The sequence below is a fragment of the Rhodoferax sp. LS1P39 genome (assembly GCF_056521425.1).
The window spans coordinates 134,956-153,363 of record NZ_JBWMAV010000002.1 but is presented as its reverse complement, the minus strand read 5'-3'; the positions used below and the strand labels follow the sequence as shown (position 1 = coordinate 153,363).

10 protein-coding genes are annotated in these 18,408 nt (G+C 64.9%); 4 read left to right on the top strand and 6 right to left on the bottom strand.

From position 1 onward, the window contains the following. Window positions 1–96: 96 nt before the first annotated feature. From AC097O_RS04065 to AC097O_RS04045, 5 genes are all read right to left on the bottom strand, one after another. Window positions 97–1,152 carry an extracellular solute-binding protein gene (locus AC097O_RS04065; protein WP_479591603.1) on the bottom strand — a complete coding sequence of 352 codons (1,056 nt, stop codon included), beginning with the start codon at window positions 1,150–1,152 and terminating at the stop codon, window positions 97–99. 128 nt (window positions 1,153–1,280) lie between these two features. Further along, window positions 1,281–1,739: a RidA family protein gene (locus AC097O_RS04060; RefSeq protein ID WP_315229674.1), complete on the bottom strand. Its 459-nt coding sequence runs from the start codon at window positions 1,737–1,739 to the stop codon at window positions 1,281–1,283. 83 nt (window positions 1,740–1,822) lie between these two features. Continuing rightward, window positions 1,823–2,815, bottom strand: coding sequence for a transglutaminase family protein (locus tag AC097O_RS04055; protein ID WP_479591602.1), 993 nt, complete (start codon window positions 2,813–2,815; stop codon window positions 1,823–1,825). Between the two features lie 12 nt (window positions 2,816–2,827). After that, window positions 2,828–5,413, bottom strand: a complete 2,586-nt coding sequence (locus tag AC097O_RS04050) for a circularly permuted type 2 ATP-grasp protein (protein ID WP_479591601.1) — start codon at window positions 5,411–5,413, stop codon at window positions 2,828–2,830. A 172-nt stretch (window positions 5,414–5,585) separates the two neighbouring features. Then, a complete protein-coding gene (locus tag AC097O_RS04045) occupies window positions 5,586–9,176 on the bottom strand; it encodes a transglutaminase family protein (protein ID WP_479591600.1) in 3,591 nt (1,196 codons plus the stop codon). Window positions 9,177–9,296: 120 nt separating this feature from the next. Here AC097O_RS04045 and AC097O_RS04040 point away from each other — a divergent pair, with 120 nt between their 5' ends. The 4 genes from AC097O_RS04040 (at window position 9,297) to AC097O_RS04025 (ending at window position 17,716) form a co-directional block, all read left to right on the top strand. Continuing rightward, window positions 9,297–11,768, top strand: coding sequence for a DNA internalization-related competence protein ComEC/Rec2 (locus AC097O_RS04040; protein WP_479591599.1), 2,472 nt, complete (start codon window positions 9,297–9,299; stop codon window positions 11,766–11,768). Between the two features lie 157 nt (window positions 11,769–11,925). Continuing rightward, window positions 11,926–13,443 (top strand): circularly permuted type 2 ATP-grasp protein, encoded by a 1,518-nt coding sequence (locus tag AC097O_RS04035; protein ID WP_315185276.1) that lies wholly within the window; start codon window positions 11,926–11,928, stop codon window positions 13,441–13,443. A 25-nt stretch (window positions 13,444–13,468) separates the two neighbouring features. Beyond that, on the top strand, window positions 13,469–14,428 hold the full coding sequence (locus tag AC097O_RS04030; protein ID WP_479591598.1) for an alpha-E domain-containing protein: 960 nt from the start codon (window positions 13,469–13,471) through the stop codon (window positions 14,426–14,428). 21 nt (window positions 14,429–14,449) lie between these two features. Next, window positions 14,450–17,716 (top strand): EAL domain-containing protein, encoded by a 3,267-nt coding sequence (locus AC097O_RS04025; RefSeq protein WP_479591597.1) that lies wholly within the window; start codon window positions 14,450–14,452, stop codon window positions 17,714–17,716. Here AC097O_RS04025 and AC097O_RS04020 read toward each other — a convergent pair whose 3' ends face one another. Beyond that, window positions 17,717–18,325, bottom strand: a complete 609-nt coding sequence (locus tag AC097O_RS04020) for a YqhA family protein (RefSeq protein WP_479591596.1) — start codon at window positions 18,323–18,325, stop codon at window positions 17,717–17,719. It lies immediately after the preceding gene. Between the last annotated feature and the right edge of the window lie 83 nt (window positions 18,326–18,408).

Genomic DNA, 18,408 nt, shown 5'->3' with positions numbered 1-18,408 from the left:
GCAGCGGTTTTTAAGGGTTTAGGACTTACGCAAGTTCCCCCTGTAAGCCCGAAGGGCGATACAAGGGCGCTGCGTAAGTCCTAGGGTTATAGGTGCTTATTTGTAACCCACGCGGTCCAGCATCTGCTGCACCTTGACCTGGTTCATACCCACCACGCTGATCGGGATGGTTTCGCTCTTGAAGCTGCCGCCGGTCATGGTTTGCAGGGCCGGGTTGTTGACCTGTACACCTTTGGCGGTGGGCCATTCGTTGTTGCCGTTGGCAAAGTAGTTTTGCGCCTCGGCGCTGGCTAGATACTCTAAAAACTTCACGGCGTTGGCCGGGTTTTTGCTGTTTTTGGCCATGCCGCCACCGGCGATATTGACGTGTGTGCCCCAGCTGCTTTGGTTGGGGAACAACACGCCGACTTTGTCCATCACCGCCTTGTCTTCGGCTTTGTCGGAGCGCATCAGGCGGGCCACGTAGTAGCTATTGGTGATGGCTACGCCGCATTCGCCCGAGGCCACGGCCCTGATCTGGTCGGTGTCGCCGCCTTTGGCGGGGCGCGCCATATTGGCCACCATGCCCTTGAGCCAGGCTTCGGCCGCTACCGGGCCGACATGCTCGGTGACGGCACCAAACAGCGACAGGTTGTACGGGTGCGAGCCCGAACGGGTGCAGACCAGGCCCTTGTTCTTGGGCTCACCCAGCTCGGCGTAGGTGTCGACATCGGCCGGTTTCACGCGGGCCTTGTCATACACCACCACGCGGGCGCGGGTGCTGTAGCCAAACCAGGGCGTGCCTTCGGGGCTGGCCTTGCCACGGTACTGGACGGGAATGGCCGCATCGAGCAGCTTGGATTGCACCGGGGCAAACAGGCCATCCACCTCGGCTTTCCACAGGCGGGCGGCATCCACCAGCAAGACCACATCGGCCGGGGAGGCTGCGCCTTCGGCCTTCAGGCGTTGCAGGATGCCTGCGTCGTCGGCATCCACACGGTTGATCTTGATGCCGGTGGCCTTGGTGAAGCCGCTGTAGAGCTGGTCGTCGCCAGGGTAGTGGCGGGCCGAGTAGATGTTGAGGCTCTGCTCCTGGGCCAGGCTGCTGTGCACAGGTGCCAGCGCGGCACAGGCCAGGGTCAGGGTGGAGAGGGCTAAGCGGGGCAAGGTCATGGAGGGCGGTCCCAAGAATAAAAGCCCCAGGGTGGGGCGGGCAGAGTTAGAAAACTGCCGAATGATAGCTATTCTTATTCAACTTCCGCCCAATAACCTTGGCTTTGCGAGGCCCTTCAAGCCTGTTTTTAAGCGATTTCTGCGATCAGCTCGATCTCGACGCAGGCACCCATCGGGATCTGCGCCACACCAAATGCGCTGCGGGCGTGGGCCCCGACCACCGGGCCGAACACCGTGCCCAGCAACTCGCTGGCACCGTTGGTGACCAGGTGCTGCTCGGTGAAGTCGGGGGTGGAGTTGACCAGCGACATCACTTTGACGATGCGGGTGACCTTGTTCAAGTCACCCACCGCCGCATGCAGCGTGCCCAGCAGGTCGATGGCGATGGCGCGCGCGGCATCCTTGCCCTCGGCGGTGGCGATGTTCTTGCCCAGCTGGCCGACCCAGACTGCGCCGTCCTTCTTGGCGATGTGGCCGCTGAGGAACACCAGCTTGCCGGTTTGCACAAACGGCACGTAGGCAGCGGCTGGAATGGCCACGGGGGGCAGGGTAATGTTGAGTTCTTGCAACTTGGCGTAAATGTCCATGGATCTTCCTTTTAAGTATGAAATAGGCCTCTAGCGCTTATTCGATAAGCACGAGCAGCTATGAATGATGTAGCGTGGCCGGTTTACTGCCACTGCTGGGTGTTCGGCTGCCAGATGCTGCTTTGGCTCTGCGACTGGGATTGTGACGCGCCATCGCCGCTTTGCCGCGCGGGAGGCGGTGGCGGCGGGCTCACCGGCTCCAGCGGCATCACCGTGACCGCCACGCTGAGGATGTGGCTGGCACCGCCGTGGATCACGCCGCGCATGGGCGATACGTCGGAGTAGTCGCGGCCCGTAGCCAGGGTGACGTAGTCGTCGCCGGGGGCGCGGTTGTTGGTCGGGTCGAAGTCGCTCCAGCCCAGGTCGCCCGACTGGTCGGGCACGTAGACCGAGGCCCAGGCGTGCGAGGCATCGCTGCCGATCAGCCGGGGCTGGCCGGGGGCCGGGTGGGTCAGCAGGTAGCCGCTGACGTAGCGTGCTGGCAGGCCCATGGCGCGGCAGCAGGCCACCATGATGTGGGCGAAGTCCTGGCACACGCCTTTGCGCAGCGCCAGGGCTTCGACGGCAGGGGTGTTGACCTCGGTGCTCTCCGACGAGTAGGTGAAGTCGTCATAGATGCGCTCCATCAGGTTCTGCGCGGCGGCCAGCAGGGGCACGCCGGGGGCGAAGCTGGGTTTGGCGTAGGCCAGAAAATCCGGATGCCTGGGCACGTAAGGCGAGGCAAAAACAAATTCCGATGCCGCATTGAACTGGGCCCCGGCCCGGTAGCGAAAGCGCTCGCGCACCTGCTCCCAGGTCAGGGCGCTGACGGGCCACACCGGCAGGCTGGTGCGCACCAGGCTGCGGGCCACCACGTTGAGTTCGTCGTGCACCGCCTGCAGCGCAAAGAACGAGCACAGGTTGCCGTACACGTCGGGCGACTGGGTGAGCTGGCTGGGCGTGGGGGTGATGGTCAGGGTGTGGCTCAGCAATTGCTGGTGGGGCGTGCTGGGCGGACGCAAATGCGCCACGTGCTGCGCGGTTTCCACCGCGGGCTGGTAGGCATAGTGGGTTTCGTGGGTGATCTCAAGTTGCATGGCCGTATTCCCTCAAGCTCCCAAACTGGTTTTTGCGTCCCGCGAATGGGTGAAGTAGGTGGCGCTGATCTCGTCCGACACGTCAAAGGCGCACTGGCTGCACTGGGCCAGCAGATCGCTGAGCACGGTGTACTTGCCCTGTGCATCCACACTGCAGAGTTCGGCCAGGTCCCAGGCATCGGGCGACAGCACCTTGTTCGACATGGGGCTGAGCACACCCGCCGGGCTGCCCGCCAGCTTGGCCAGGCGGCCCCGCAGCGTGTGCGCCACCCAGGCCAGTGAGCGCGGGTTGTCGCGGTCCAGCACCAGCAGATCGACCAGTGCGGCCACATCGCGGCTTTGCTGGTACTGCGAATGGAAGGTGATGGTGCTGTCAAACAGCGCCACCATGGCCTCGAAGCCGCCGGTGTTGGCCAGCGAACCGGCTTTGAAACCGCGCGCGAGGGCGGTCGACAAAAAGCCTAGGCGTTCGATGTGGCGGCCAATGCTGAGCAGGCGCCAGCCGTCGTCGCGGGTCATGCGGTCGGTTTGCGCACCGGTCATGGCGGCCAGGTGGGTACTGGTGGCTTCCAGCACGCGCAGGGCTTCCATGGGCGAGAAATCGCCATCCCGGGCGTTTTTGGCGCAACGGCTGAAGAACTTGTCTTCGGCGCGCACGATCACGTTCCAGTGCTCTTGCGACAGGCGTTCGCGCAGCTTGGAGGCCACCTGCTTGATGGCGCGCAGGTTGTAGCCCACGCTGGGCACGGCACCGGGGTCGGCCAGCCCGGCAATCAGCGAGCGCTCAAACACCCGGCGGGCCTGCAGCGGCGACGGCACCGCCGCCAGCACCAGGCCGTGGCGGGTGGCCATGTCGTGCAGCCAGACCAGCAGCGGGGTGGCGGTCTGGTCGTCGCCGCCCAGGCCGTCCAGCGTGACGCGGGCCAGGCGCAGGCTGTTTTCGGTGCGCTCGGCGTAGCGGCCCAGCCAGAACAGGTTCTCCGCGGCGCGGCTGGTCACGCGGTGGCTGCGCCGGGCCACCATGTCCACCGACAGGCTGGCCTGCAGCAGGGTGGTGCGGTCCACTTCGCCGGTGGTCTTGACCCACACGTCGGCACTGCTGCCGCCGCGCTGCATCGAAGCCACGCTGTCGCGCGAATTGACCATGCGGGCCAGGCCACCGGGCAATACACGCCAGGACTGCGGCCCGTCGGACACGGCAAACACGCGTAGCATCATGGAGCGCGGGTCGATACGTGCCGGGTGGTTGGGGTGGGCGTTCCAGGTCGGCATTTGCGACAGCGGCAGGTAGGCTTGCACCGTGTATTCGTCACCCTGTCGGGCGATGCGACCGGCCCATTCGTCGAGCTCGCGGCGCGACAGGGTGCGGCCCAGTACCGCGTCAAAGGCCCGGCGGCTGGCCGCACCCTGGTAGGTGGGCTTGATGACGCTGTTGGCCAGCTCGGGCAGGGCGGCATCGGACGCCGCCCGTTCGCCACACCACCAGGTGGGCAGGGCGGGCAGCAGCAGTTCCTGGCCCAGCAAGTGGCGTGACAGGGCGGGCAAAAAGCCCAGCAGCGCGGGCGACTCCAGAAAGGCCGAACCCGGTGGGTTGGCCATCACCAGGTTACCGGCACGCACCACCTGCATCAGGCCGGGCACGCCCAGGCGCGAATCGGGGCGCAGCTCCAGCGGGTCCAGGAACTGGTCGTCCAGGCGCTTGACCAGGCCATGCACCGGCTCCAGGCCCTTGAGGGTCTTGAGGTAGAGGCGCTGGTCGCGCACCGTCAGGTCGCTGCCTTCCACCAGGGTCAGGCCGAGGTAGCGGGCCAGGTAAGCGTGCTCGAAATAGGTTTCGTTGTACGGGCCGGGGGTCAGCAGGGCGATGTGCGCGTCCTTGCCCGCCGGGCTCATGCGTTTGAGGCCATCGACCAGGCTGCGATAGGTGGCGGCCAGCCGCTGGATGTGCATGGACTCAAACGCCTGCGGGAACAGCCGCGAGATCGACAGGCGGTTTTCCAGCAGATAGCCCAGTCCGCTGGGGGCCTGGGTACGTTGCGACACCACCCACCAGTTGCCGTCGGGGCCACGTGCCAGGTCGAACGCGGTGATGTGCAGGTGCGTGCCCCCCAGGGGTTGCACGCCGTGCATGGGCCGCAGATAGCCCGGGTGGCCCTGCACCAATGCGGGGGGCAGCAGGCCGCGCGCCAGCAGTTGCTGCGGGCCGTAGATGTCGGCCAGCACGCGGTCGAGCACGCGCACGCGCTGCAGTACCCCGGTCTCGATCCGTTTCCAGCTCTCGGGCGAGACGATCATCGGGAACAGATCGAGCGACCAGGGCCGCTGCGGATTGTCGGGATCGGCGTAGACGTTGTAGGTCACGCCGTTGTCGTGGATCTGGTGCCGCAGCTGCTCGGTGCGGTGGTTCAGGTCGGCGAAGCCGCTGGAGCCGAGCTGCTCAAAAAAAGCGCTCCATTCCGTGGTCAATGGTGCGGGTTCTTCGGGGGTCTTGGGGGCCTGTGTGTCGGTGGGACGCGACCTGCCGCGCAGTTCGTCGAAGTGCCCGGACATGGCTGGACGTGCCAGCGCCAACGCCAGTACGCGGGGATCGTCTGACATCGGTATTTGAAAATGGGGGGGGGTCTTGTTTTCCACGTGTCACCCGATTGTCACACCAGAAATGGGACTTACGGGGCGCTGAAGGAAGTCAAAAATGGGGGGAAGTATGTGATAAAGACATAAGCACAGAAGCCGCCCCGTGCGGGGCCGCTTCTGTGCTGCGAGGCCGTGCTTACCGGCGCAAATCGAGTGTGAACGGGAACTCTTTGCTGGCCGGTACGTTGATGGTCGCGGGCGGGACATGCATCACGCCCGGCGTGTGGCCCATGCGGCTGAAACGCGACAGGCGGCGGCTTTCGGCGGTGTAGGCATTCACCGGGAAGGTGTCGTAGCTCAGGCCACCGGGGTGGTTCACGAAGTACTGGCAGCCGCCGATGGAGTGCTTCATCCAGGTGTCCACGATGTCGAAGGTTAACGGGGCGTGGATGCCGATGGTGGGGTGCAGGGCCGACGGCGGGTTCCAGGCGCGGTAGCGCACACCGGCCACAAATTCACCGTTGGTGCCGGTGGACTGCATGGGCATGGCGCGGCCATTGCAGGTGATGACGTAGCGGCTCTGGTTCATGCCGGTCACCTTCACCTCGATGCGCTCCAGCGAGGAATCGACATACCGGGCGGTGCCGGTGGAGCCGTTTTCTTCGCCCAGCACGTGCCAGGGTTCCAGCGCGTTGCGTACCGTCATCTCGATGCCGTGGCTCTTCACGTCACCGACCAGCGGGAAGCGGAACTCCAGGTGCGGCGCGAACCAGCTGCGGTCGAAGGCAAAGCCTGCGGCCACCATTTCGTCGATCACATCGTGGAAGTCCATCTGGATGAAGGTCGGCAGCATGAAGCGGTCGTGCAGCTCGGTACCCCAACGGGTGGCCGGTGCCTTGTACGGGTTGTCCCAGAAACGGGCCACCAGGGCGCGCAGCAGCAACTGTTGCGAGATGCTCATGCGGGCGTGCGGCGGCATTTCAAAGGCACGCAGTTCCAGCAGGCCCAGGCGGCCGGTGGCGCTGTCGGGCGAGTACATCTTGTCGATGGAGAACTCGCTGCGGTGGGTGTTGCCGGTGGCATCGATCAGGATGTTGCGCAGCGTGCGGTCCACAATCCACGGTGGCATGTCGTGGCCGTATTTTTCGCGGTTCATGGCCACCTGTTCGATGGCGATTTCCAGCTCGTAGAGCTGGTCGTTGCGGGCTTCGTCCACGCGGGGCGACTGGCTGGTGGGGCCCACAAACATGCCGCTGAACAAATAGCTCAGTGAGGGATGGTTGTGCCAGTACAGCAGCATGCTGGTCAGCAGCTCGGGTTTGCGCAGGAACGGGCTGTCGGACGGCGTGGCACCGCCCATCACGAAGTGGTTGCCACCGCCGGTGCCGATATGGCGGCCATCGGTCATGAACTTCTCGGCGCTCAGGCGCGATTCGAACGCGGCCTCGTACAGGAACTCGGTGTTGGCCACCAGCTCGCCCCAGGTGGCGACGGGGTGCACGTTGACCTCGATCACGCCCGGGTCGGGGGTGACGGCCAGCAGCTTCAGGCGTGGATCGCGCGGGGGCGGGTAGCCTTCGATGACCAGTTTTACGCCCAGTTGCTCGGCCGTGTTTTCAATCGCGGCCAGCAGCTCCAGGTAGTCTTCCAGCATCTCCAGCGGTGGCATGAAGATGTACAGCACGCCGGACTTTTCGCCCACGGCTTCGGCCTTGGGGCCGCTGGCGCGGCGCGGGTCGCGCACTTCCACGCACAGCGCGGTACGGGTCAGCCAGTGGGCCGATTCGTTCTTGTTGGGCACGCGGGTGCTGAAGCTGCTGGGTTCGGTTTGCAGCGGGCTGTGGGCGCTGGCCAGGGGCGGCACGGCGGTGTAGGCGCTGGCCACCTGGTCTTGGCGCTGGCGGGTGGCTTCCGGCACGGGGTTGACACCGGCCTGGAAGGGCAGGGTGGCGCGTTCGGTCAGCGTGGGGATGCTCGTTGGGGCCACGCCGGGACGGGCGGGTCCGCCCACGGCGGTCATATTGGTAGTGAACACGCCGGGCTTGGTCGCTGCGCGCTGTGCATAGCGGGCGTACATGCTGCTGGATTCGGGCAGCGGCTCGCGCGGGATGGACGGGTCTTGCTCCACCATGTAGGGAAACTCGGCTTCGCTGACCCAGGGCAGCGAGTCCAATGGCAGGCGCAGGCCCATGGGCGAATCGCCGGGCATCAGGTACATGCGTTCGTCGCGCACAAACCAGGGGCCGGTAGTCCAGACCGGACCGGCGACACGGCTGGTATCGGCGGGCTTGACGGGCAGCACGTAGCCAATGACGGCATCCAGCTTTTGCTCGAACACGCGGCGCAGGCGGGCACGTTCCATCTCGTCGCCGAGCTTGGAGTTGAACGGGTCTACGTTCACCGGCAGGCGGCGTTCGCGCCACAGGTAGTACCAGGTGTCTTCATGGGCGGGCACGATGAATTTGGGTGTGATGCCTAAGTTGACGGCTAGCTTTTCAGTGAAGCGGCGGGCATCTTCGCTGGTGTAGCTGGAGGGCACGCGCTCGTCGGCAAACAGGTCGGGGTTGCGCCACACGGGCTGGCCGTCGGTGCGCCAGAAGATGTTGAGTGCCCAGCGCGGCAGTTGCTCGCCGGGGTACCACTTGCCCTGGCCAAAGTGCAGGAAGCCGCCCTGGCCATATTGGTCGCGCAGCTTGTGGGTCAGGCCGGTGGCGAAGGCGCGCTTTGTCGGGCCCAGGGCATCGGTGTTCCATTCGGCGGCGTCGCGGTCGCTCACGGCCACAAAGGTCGGCTCGCCGCCCATGGTCAGGCGCACGTCACCGGCGGCCAGTTTTTCATCGACCTTTTCGCCCAGGGCCAGGATGTCGGCCCATTGTTCGTCGGTGTAGGGCTTGGTGACGCGGGGGGATTCGTACAGGCGGGTGATCACCATGTGGTGGGCGAATTCGACCTCGGCTTCGTCCACGCCGCCTTCGATAGGCGCAGCGCTGGAAGGCTGGGGCGTGCAGGCCAGCGGGATGTGGCCTTCGCCTGCGAACAGGCCCGAGGTGGCATCCAGGCCGACCCAGCCTGCGCCGGGCAGAAACACTTCGCACCAGGCGTGCAGGTCGGTGAAATCCACCGTGGTGCCGCTGGGGCCGTCCAGGGCTTTCACGTCGGGGGTGAGCTGGATCAGGTAGCCCGACACAAAGCGTGCCGCCAGGCCGCAGTGGCGCAGCAGTTGCACCAGCAGCCAGCCGGAGTCGCGGCAGGAACCGCTGGCCTTCTCTAGCGTTTCTTCCGGCGTTTGCACGCCGGGTTCCATGCGGATCAGGTACTTGATGTCGCTCTGGATTTGCTGGTTGATGGCCACCAGAAAATCATTGGTGGGCTGCTTTTTCAGGTCCAGCTTGTCCAGGTAGGCCTGCACCAGCGGGGTGGCGGGCTCGGTGACCAGGTAGGGCGAGAGCTCGTCTTGCAGCGTGGGGCTGTACTTGAACGGGAAGTTCTGCGCCTCAGGCTCCAGAAAATAGTCGAAGGGGTTGTACACCGCCATTTCGACGACCAGGTCGACCGTGACCTTGAACTCTGTGGTTTTGGCGGGGAATACCAGGCGGGCCTGGTAGTTGGCAAACGGGTCCTGCTGCCAATTGATGAAGTGCTCTGCGGGTTCTATCTTGAGCGAGTAAGAGATGACGTTGCTGCGGCAGTGGGGTGCCGGACGCAGCCGAATCACTTGGGGGCCGAGGTTGACCGGGCGGTCGTACTTGTAGTGCGTAACGTGGTTCAGTGCGGCATGGATGGACATGTATGCGTCTCTTGGAGGCTTCAAAATTAGATGGTTTTGGCAACGCCAGAACCTACCCCCATACTAGCAAGTCCTGAGCCATGGATTGGCTTCGGCGCGTTGCGATTGGGGTATGACCTTATGCAAAACCAGTGGCCTTCGGAGATCAAACGCGTGCCGTTGGTGGCCCCGGGTTTGCTCGGCTGGGCGCTGGGCACCGCCCTGCAATTGGGCCAGTCGGCGCTGTGGCCGGGCTGGGCTTATGGGCTGTTTTTGCTGCTGGCGCTTATTCTGATTGCGCTGACAGCTATTAATAAAATAGCATTGCGACTGGCCGGTGGCGCGGGCGTGCTGCGTTGGCTGGTGGCCTTGGTGGGCGGGCTGTTGCTGGCGTTTGGGTTGTGCGGCGCGCGGGCGGTGGCATTTTCTTACACCTCTCTGGACGCGCAATTAGAAGGGCGCGATGTCCAGGTGGTCGGAATTGTGGCGGCCATGCCACAGCGCAGCGAAATGGGTCTACGGTTTCGCCTGCAAGTCGAGTCGGCACGGCTAGATGCGGCTCCCGTGGCGGTGCCGCCGGTGGTCGATCTGGCCTGGTACAGCGGCGTGTTGGCGTTTGGCTCGGGCGGCAGTGCCACCCAGCTGGAGCTGCAACGCCAGCCGGATGACGTGCGCGCCGGGGAGCGCTGGCAGATGACGGTGCGCCTCAAGGCCCCGCACGGTGGGCGCAATCCGCACGGTTTTGACTACGAGCTGTGGCTGTGGGAGCAGGGCGTGCAGGCCACCGGCAGCGTGCGCGCCGGGCCCAAAGACGTGGCCCCGCAGCGCCTGGCCGACACCTGGCGGCACCCGGTAGAGCGCGCCCGGCAAGCGGTGCGTGACAGCATCTATCTGCACGTGGCCGACCGGCATCTGGCCGGGGTCATCGCCGCGCTGGTGGTGGGCGACCAGAACGCCATCGAGCGCGCCGACTGGGACCTGTTCCGGGCCACGGGCGTGGCGCATTTGATGAGCATCTCCGGCCTGCACGTGACCATGTTCGCCTGGCTGGCCGCCGCTGCCGTGGGCTGGCTGTGGCGGCGCAGCGATGTGCTGGGCGGGCGCGCGGGCGAAGCCTGGCCGGTGCCGCAGGTGGCGCTGGTGGGCGGCGTGCTGCTGGCCACGGCTTACGCGGTGTTCAGTGGCTGGGGTGTGCCCTCGCAACGCACCATCTGGATGCTGGCCGCCATGGGCCTGCTGCGGGTGAGCGGGCGGCAATGGCCTTGGCCCTCGGTGTGCCTGCTGGCCTGCGCGGTGGTGCTGGCCATCGACCCCTATGCCTTGCTGCAGGCCGGATTCTGGTTGAGCTTTGTGGCGGTGGCGGTGCTGTTTGCTATAGATTCAGGAGCTTATCGCGCTGATTCCATAAGCGCTAGAGGCCAATTTGGCTTGATGTTGCGACAGCAGTGGAGCATCACCCTGGCCTTGGCCCCGCTGACGCTGCTGCTGTTCCAGCAGGTGTCGGTGGTGGGGCTGCTGGCCAATTTGCTGGCGATCCCGTGGGTCACGCTGGTGGTCACGCCACTGTGCATGCTGGGCGTGCTGCTGCCGCCGCTGTGGCAGGCGGCGGCACTGGCCATTGACGCGCTGGGCTGGCTGCTGCAAATGCTGGTAGATTGGCCATTTGCTACTATTTCCGTAGCTGCTCCTGCCCTATGGATGGGCGCTGGCGGCATATTAGGTGCTGTATTGCTGGTGCTGCGCCTGCCCTGGGCCTGGCGGGCGCTGGGCGTGCCGCTGCTGTTGCCGGTGCTGCTGTGGCAAGCGCCACGCCCACCCTTGGGGCATTTTGGGCTGCTGGCTGCCGACATCGGGCAGGGCAACGCCGTGCTGGTGCGCACTGCCACGCATACCCTGGTGTTTGATACCGGCCCGCGCTTCGGTTTGGACAGCGACGCAGGCCAGCGGGTGCTGGTGCCGCTGCTGCGGGCACTGGGCGAACGGGTGGACACGGTGGTGGTCAGCCACCGCGACAGCGACCACAGCGGTGGCGCGGCCAGCCTGTTGGCGACCCAGCCACAGGCCCGGCTGCTCAGCTCTATGGAACAAGGGCACCCGCTGCAGGCGGTGCGGCCCGCGCAACGCTGTGTGGCGGGCCAAAGCTGGGCCTGGGACGGCGTGCAGTTCGAGGTGCTGCATCCACAGGCCACCGACTACGACAGCGTGCAAAAACCCAACGCTTTGAGCTGCGTGTTGCGCATCTCAAACGGTATTTACACGGCGTTACTTGTGGCCGATATCGAGCAGCCGCAAGAGGCTGCGCTGCTCGCCCGCCACGCCCACCAGACCCGCCTACGGGCCGACGTGTTGCTGGTGCCGCACCACGGCAGCAAGACCTCCAGCAGCCCGGCTTTTCTGGACGCGGTGCAGCCCCGTTTCGCGCTGGTGCAGGCCGGATACCGCAACCGCTTTGGCCACCCCGCGCCGCCGGTGCTGGAGCGCTACCAGCAGCGCGGGATCCCGGTGGTGGAGAGCAGTCGCTGCGGTGCCGCCATCTGGCAATCCACCGCACCCACCCAGATGCATTGCGAGCGCCAGGTCGATCCGCGCTACTGGCAACACCATCCTCCGTAAGACAAGCCCGTAAACAGCGCTACGATGGGTGCCGTGGAGGTGACAAAGAGGCCAGCACAGATGCCAGGACAGGCCCGCACACCCCACCGACCGCTTGTTTTTGCACCAACCTGGCGCGCTACTTGCTATGCTTTGTTATCAGGAGATGGACTTATTTATGCAAAAATTTGACGAGATGTACACAGGGCTGCCCTACGAGTTTTTCTCAGAGGGTAAGCAGATCCGGGACCATTACAAAATCTACGATGCCTGGCTCGCCAAGCAGCCTGGCGACATGATGGCCAAGCGCCGCGAAGAAGCAGAAATGATCTTCCGCCGCGTGGGTATCACCTTCGCGGTGTACGGCGCCAAAGACGAAGACGGCTCGGGCACCGAGCGCCTGATTCCTTTCGACCTGATCCCCCGCATCATCCCTGCCCACGAATGGGGCAGCATGGAAAAAGGCCTAGTGCAACGCGTCACCGCGCTGAACCGTTTCATCCACGACGTGTACCACGACCAGGAGATCCTGAAGGCCGGCATCATCCCGCGCGACCAGGTCATCAACAACGCCCAGTTCCGCCCCGAAATGATGGGCGTGGACGTGCCCAACAACATTTATTCGCACATCTCCGGCGTGGACATCGTGCGCGCCCCCGATGCCCAGGGCAACGGCGAGTACTACGTGCTGGAAGACAACCTGCGCGTGCCCAGCGGCGTGAGCTACATGCTGGAAGACCGCAAGATGATGATGCGGCTCTTCCCCGACCTGTTCAACAGCCACCGCGTGGCCCCCGTGGCCCACTACCCCGATCTGCTGCTGGAAACCCTGCGCGCTTCGGCCCCCGCCGCTACCTCCGACCCGACCGTGGTGGTGCTGACCCCCGGCATGTACAACAGCGCCTACTTTGAACACGCTTTCCTGGCCCAGCAAATGGGTGTGGAACTGGTCGAAGGGCAAGACCTGTTTGTGAAAGACAAGTTCTGCTACATGCGCACCACCCGTGGCCCGAAACGCGTAGACGTTATCTACCGCCGCGTGGACGACGACTTCCTCGACCCGCAGGTGTTCCGCCCCACCTCCACCCTGGGCTGCGACGGCCTGATGGCTGCGTACACCGCAGGTAACGTGACCATCTGCAACGGCGTGGGTACCGGCGTGGCCGACGACAAGTCGATCTACCCCTACGTGCCCAAGATGATCGAGTTCTACCTGGGCGAAAAACCCATCCTGAACAACGTGCCCACCTTCATGTGCCGCAACCCGGACGACCTGAAGTACACCCTGGCCAATCTCAAAGACCTGGTGGTCAAGGAAGTGCACGGCGCAGGCGGCTACGGCATGCTGGTTGGCCCGGCCTCCACCAAGGCCGAGATCGAGGAGTTCCGCGCGGCCCTGCTGGCCAACCCCAGCGGCTACATCGCCCAGCCCACGCTCAGCCTGTCCAGCTGCCCGACCTTTGTGGAGAGCGGCATTGCGCCGCGCCACATCGACCTGCGGCCCTACGTGCTGTCGGCCAAGACCGTGCAAACCGTGCCCGGCGGCCTGACCCGCGTGGCGCTGAAAGAAGGCTCGCTGGTGGTCAACAGTAGCCAAGGCGGCGGCACCAAGGACACCTGGATTCTGGAAGACGATGCCGTGCCCGCCACGGTGCCCGTGATTCCGCCAGAGACCCAAATCCAGTCCCAATCGTAGACAACAGACCACAGGAACAACAAACATGCTGTCACGCACCGCCGACCATCTCTTCTGGATGTCCCGTTACACCGAGCGCGCCGAAAACACCGCCCGGATGTTGGACATCAACTACCAAACCGCGCTCCTGCCCCAGTCGGCCGCCGTCGCCCAGGTGGGCTTGCAGGGCCTGCTGTCCATCAGCGAACTGCTGCAGCCCTACATGGCCAAGCATGGCGAAATCACCTCCAAGGCGGTGATGGAGTTCATGGTGAAGGACGAAGAAAATCCGTCTTCCATCATCTCCTGCCTGCGGGCCGCGCGTGAAAACGCCCGTGCCGTGCGCGGCACCCTGACCACCGAAGTCTGGGAAACCCTCAACACCACCTGGCTGGAAGTCAACCGCATGCTCAAGGCGGGCGATTTCGAGGCCGACCCGGCGCAGTTCTTCGAGTGGGTCAAGTTCCGCTCGCACCTGTCGCGCGGCGTGACGCTGGGCACCATGCTGCAAGACGAGGCCTTCCACTTCACCCGTTTGGGCACCTTTTTGGAGCGGGCTGACAACACGGCGCGGCTGGTAGACGTGAAGTTCCACGCGGTGCAAAGCGACTTTTTTGGTGCCGCCAGCGAGAAGGACCAAGAGTACGACTTCTACCACTGGAGCGCGATTTTGCGCAGCGTCTCGGGCTTCGAGGTGTACCGCAAGGTGTACCGCGACGTGATCAAACCCGAGCGCGTGGCCGAGTTGCTGATTTTGCGGGCCGACATGCCGCGCTCCCTGCACGGCAGCTTGAACGAGGTGCTGAGCAACCTGTCGCTGGTGTCCAACAACCCGAACAGCGAAACCCTGCGCCGCGCTGGCAAGCTGCGCGCCGACCTGCAGTTTGCCCGCATCGACGAAATCCTGGCCACCGGCCTGCACGCCTTCCTGACGCAGTTCCTGGACCGCGTGAACGAGCTGGGCGCCCACATCAGCCGCGAGTTTTTGGTGCCGGTAACCCACTGAGATGCGATGTTGTTGTGAAGCATGTACCGCGCAGCCCCTGGGGCTTGCGCGGTGCCGTTGAGTTTGAAGCCGACCCAGGCCTTCACCCGCTGGCTGGGCCGCCTCAGCGTGGGGCGCAAACTCACGCTGATTTATCTGCTCGACCTGACCGCCGTGATCTATGTGTCGAGCATCCTGATCCACGAGAAATTCCAGTCCATCGATTTCACCCGCAAAGAGATCGTCGGCACGGCCTATAGCGCGGCGGTGCGTGATGTGCTGATGCATCCTTTTCTTCCGCCCCAAAGTGGTGCGCCACCGGCATCCGTAGCCCTGCTGCGGCTGGACCTCTTGCGTGTGAGCCACGACGATACTTTGCAGACCGCCCAGGCCAGCAAAGCCTTTGTGGACAGCTGGCAGCAGCTCAGCGCCGACACCGGTCCGGCCGAGTACCCACGTGCCTTGAAACCCATGCTGCGCCAGGCCCGCGAACTGCTGACCACCGTGGGCAACCAGTCCAACCTGATCCTCGACCCCGATCTGGACAGCTACTACGCCATGTCGCTGGTGGTGTTGCGCTTTCCCGAGCTGCTGGAGGTGCTGAACGACACCGTCCGCATCCTGCCCAAGGCCCCGTCGGCGGTGGCGATTCCGTCGGGCGTGCAAGACCGGCGCACCGAGCTGCTGATCCTGGCCGGGCGGCTGGATGCCGTGGCCTTGGGCATCCGCTCCGACTACACCCAGGCCTTTGCCGCAGGCAGCCCGACCCAGCGCGCCGCGCTGCAGCCCAGCCGCACCGTGCTGGAGGCCCGGCTGGGCGAGTTTTTGGCAGCGGTGCAGCTGCTGGCCGATGGCGATGCCAACCCGCACAACCTGGAACTGCTGCAACAGCATTACGGCGAATCGCTGCTGGCACTCTCCGATGCCTGGGCCCGCACCGCCACCGACCTGGACCGGCTGTTGCATGAGCGGGTGGATGCGCTGTTTAACCGCATGTGGCTGCACCTGGGCACGGCGTTTTTGCTGCTCAGCTGCATTCTGAGCCTGGTCTACGCCGTGGCCCGCCAGATCGCCCGGCCCCTGACGAATCTGGCCGCGGTGGCCGACGCGGTGCGCCAGACCGGCGACCACACGCGCCGGGCCGTGTGGCACAGCCGCGACGAAATTGGCCAGCTGGTCACCGCCTTCAACGGCATGCTGGCCCAGCTGGACCAGCAGCGCCTGGCCGGGCAGGAGGCCGCCGCCCGCAGCCGCGCCGCCCAGGCCCAGCAGGCGCTGGTGGAGGCGATTCCGATTGCACTGCTCGTCACTTCGGTGCCCGACCACGAGGTACTGCACGCCAACGCCCCGGCCCTGCCGTGGCTGGCTGGGCAGACCCGCGACCCCTGGCGTGCCGGGCTGGAGCCGGGCGTGCGTGCGCGGTTTTTCCAGCAGCTGTCGGACCAGGGCAAGGTGGACGAGTTCGAGGTGCGCTGGCTGGGCGGAGCCGAGCCCTCGTGGGCGGTGCTGTCGGCGCGCAGGCTGCAGTTCCAGGGGCGGGACGCGGTGCTCACGGCCTTTACCCCGATCAATGTGCTCAAGGTGATGGAGCGCCGCCTGGAGCTGTGGGCCAAGGTGTTTGAGGCCTCCAGCGAGAGCATCATCATCATGGACGGGCAGCAGAAGATTCTGAGCGTGAACCGGGCGTTTTGCCGCAGCACCTCGTACGACTTCTACGAGGTGATTGGCGAGCCGCTGAGCGTGCTGCTGGACGGCACCCAGGCGGCCACCGTGGAGCAAAGCCTCAACAGCCTGTCGCAAGACCGCGATGCCTGGCAGGGCGAGGTGCATTTCCGCAAGCGCTCGGGCGAAACCTACCCGGCCTGGTTGATGATTTCGGCAGTGCGCGACGGCTCGCGCTTTGGTGCGGTGTCGCAGTACATCGGCATCTCGGTGGACATCACCGACCGCAAGCGCACCGAGGCCCGGGTGCAGTTTCTGGCCCAGCACGATGTGCTGACCGAGCTGCCCAACCGGGCCCTGTGCGTGATCCGGCTGGAGGCTGCGATCGAGGCCGCGCAGCGCAGCGGCGAGCGGGTGGCCGTGCTGTTCATCGACCTGGACCGCTTCAAGAACATCAACGACACCCTGGGCCACCATATCGGCGACGGCGTGCTGCGCTCGGTGGCCAGCCGCCTGAGCCAGGCGGTGCGCAGCATCGACACGGTGAGCCGCCTGGGCGGCGACGAATACGTGGTGATTCTGCGCGGCGTGGCCGGGCCTGAAGAAGTGCAGCAAACGGTGGAGCGCCGCCTGATCCCGCTTATCCGCCAGACCCACCATGTCGACGGCCACGACCTGCAGGTTTCGTGCAGCGTGGGCGTGGCGCTGTACCCCGACGACGGCCTGGACCTGCCCCTGCTGATGCGCCGCGCCGATGCCGCCATGTACGCCGCCAAAAACGCCGGGCGCGACATGGCGCGGTTTTACCAGCCCGAAATCGAGCAACTGGCCCAGCAGCGCCAGGCGCTGGAGCAGCAACTGCGCCAGGCCCTGGAGCGCGGTGAATTCAGTTTGCAGTTCCAGCCCAAGGTCAACGCCGAGACGCTGGAGGTGGTGGGCGTGGAGGCTTTGCTGCGCTGGGACAACCCGGTGCTGGGCTCGGTGTCACCTGGGCGCTTCATCCCGGTGGCCGAAGAAACCGGCCTGATCCGCCCCATCGGTGCCTGGGTGCTGCAGCAGGCCTGCGGGCAACTGGCGCAGTGGCATGCGCAGGGTTTTGCTGCGTTGACGGTGTCGGTGAACCTGTCGGCCCTGCAGTTGGTGGATGCCGATCTGGTGCCGCAGATCCAGCAGTGCCTGCAAGACCACGGCATTGCGCCTGCCGCGCTGGAGCTGGAGATTACCGAATCAGTGCTGATGGACAACACCAGCCTGGCGGTGGAACAACTGGCGGCACTCAAAGCCCTGGGCGTGCTGCTGTCGATCGACGACTTTGGCACCGGCTATTCCAGCCTGGCCTACCTCAAGCGCTTTGCCATCGACAAGCTGAAAATCGACCAGTCTTTTGTGCGCGACATGCTGACCGACCCTACCGACCTGGCCATCATCCGCGCCATCATCGCCCTGGGCCATACGCTGGGCCTGAAGGTGGTGGCCGAAGGGGTGGAGCTGGCCGAGGTGGCGGGCCAGCTCAAGGCCCTGGCCTGCGACGAGCTGCAAGGCTATTACTTTGCCCGCCCCATGCCAGCCGTTGCTTTTGCGCCTTGGCTGCAAGACCGCAAGCAGCGGCCTGAGCGGCGGCGCATCCCGGTGGTGGCTGGCGTGTGATCAGTGCTGCCGACCCGAGTTGTAGGTTGCGGTCAGCAGCTTGTCGGTATAGGCAATGGCCAGGGCGCTGAGCAAGAACACCACATGGATGCCGGTTTGCGCCAGCAGCACCTTGGCATCGTAGTTGGCCGCGTTGATGAAGGTTTTCAGCAGGTGGATGGACGAAATGCCGATGATGGCCATGGCCAGCTTCACCTTCAGGACCGAGGCGTTCACATGGCTCAGCCATTCGGGCTGGTCGGGGTGGCCGTCCAGGTCCATGCGGCTCACAAAGGTCTCGTAGCCGCCCACAATCACCATGATCAGCAGGTTGGAGATCATCACCACATCGATCAGCGCCAGCACCACCAGCATGATGATGGTTTCATTCAGGGCGCTGGGGGCACCCGCATCTTTGTAGCCAATGCTGCTGACCAGGGCCTGCAACGCGGTCTGGTTGCCAAAGGCGGCCTCGACCAGGTGCGTCAGCTCCACCAGAAAATGCATGACATACACCGCCTGCGCCGCGATCAGACCCAGGTACAGCGGCAACTGCAGCCAGCGGCTGGCAAAAATAAAGCGGGGCAGGGGGCGCAGGGGCTGGGTTTTTGGGGGGGTAGATTCGGACATTTTTGGGGTTTGGGGGCGTTAACTGCAAAGTTGGATTGTAGGATCAGGGTTTGTACCGTTTTTCCAAGTCAGCAATACGTAAG

What these genes read in the sequence shown, in the direction of transcription:
- AC097O_RS04065 (WP_479591603.1), bottom strand. Translation starts at nt 1,152, where the DNA reads ATGACCTTGCCCCGCTTAGCCCTCTCCACCCTGACCCTGGCCTGTGCC.
- AC097O_RS04060 (WP_315229674.1), bottom strand. Translation starts at nt 1,739, where the DNA reads ATGGACATTTACGCCAAGTTGCAAGAACTCAACATTACCCTGCCCCCC.
- AC097O_RS04055 (WP_479591602.1), bottom strand. Translation starts at nt 2,815, where the DNA reads ATGCAACTTGAGATCACCCACGAAACCCACTATGCCTACCAGCCCGCG.
- AC097O_RS04050 (WP_479591601.1), bottom strand. Translation starts at nt 5,413, where the DNA reads ATGTCAGACGATCCCCGCGTACTGGCGTTGGCGCTGGCACGTCCAGCC.
- AC097O_RS04045 (WP_479591600.1), bottom strand. Translation starts at nt 9,176, where the DNA reads ATGTCCATCCATGCCGCACTGAACCACGTTACGCACTACAAGTACGAC.
- AC097O_RS04040 (WP_479591599.1), top strand. Translation starts at nt 9,297, where the DNA reads ATGCAAAACCAGTGGCCTTCGGAGATCAAACGCGTGCCGTTGGTGGCC.
- AC097O_RS04035 (WP_315185276.1), top strand. Translation starts at nt 11,926, where the DNA reads ATGCAAAAATTTGACGAGATGTACACAGGGCTGCCCTACGAGTTTTTC.
- AC097O_RS04030 (WP_479591598.1), top strand. Translation starts at nt 13,469, where the DNA reads ATGCTGTCACGCACCGCCGACCATCTCTTCTGGATGTCCCGTTACACC.
- AC097O_RS04025 (WP_479591597.1), top strand. Translation starts at nt 14,450, where the DNA reads ATGTACCGCGCAGCCCCTGGGGCTTGCGCGGTGCCGTTGAGTTTGAAG.
- AC097O_RS04020 (WP_479591596.1), bottom strand. Translation starts at nt 18,325, where the DNA reads ATGTCCGAATCTACCCCCCCAAAAACCCAGCCCCTGCGCCCCCTGCCC.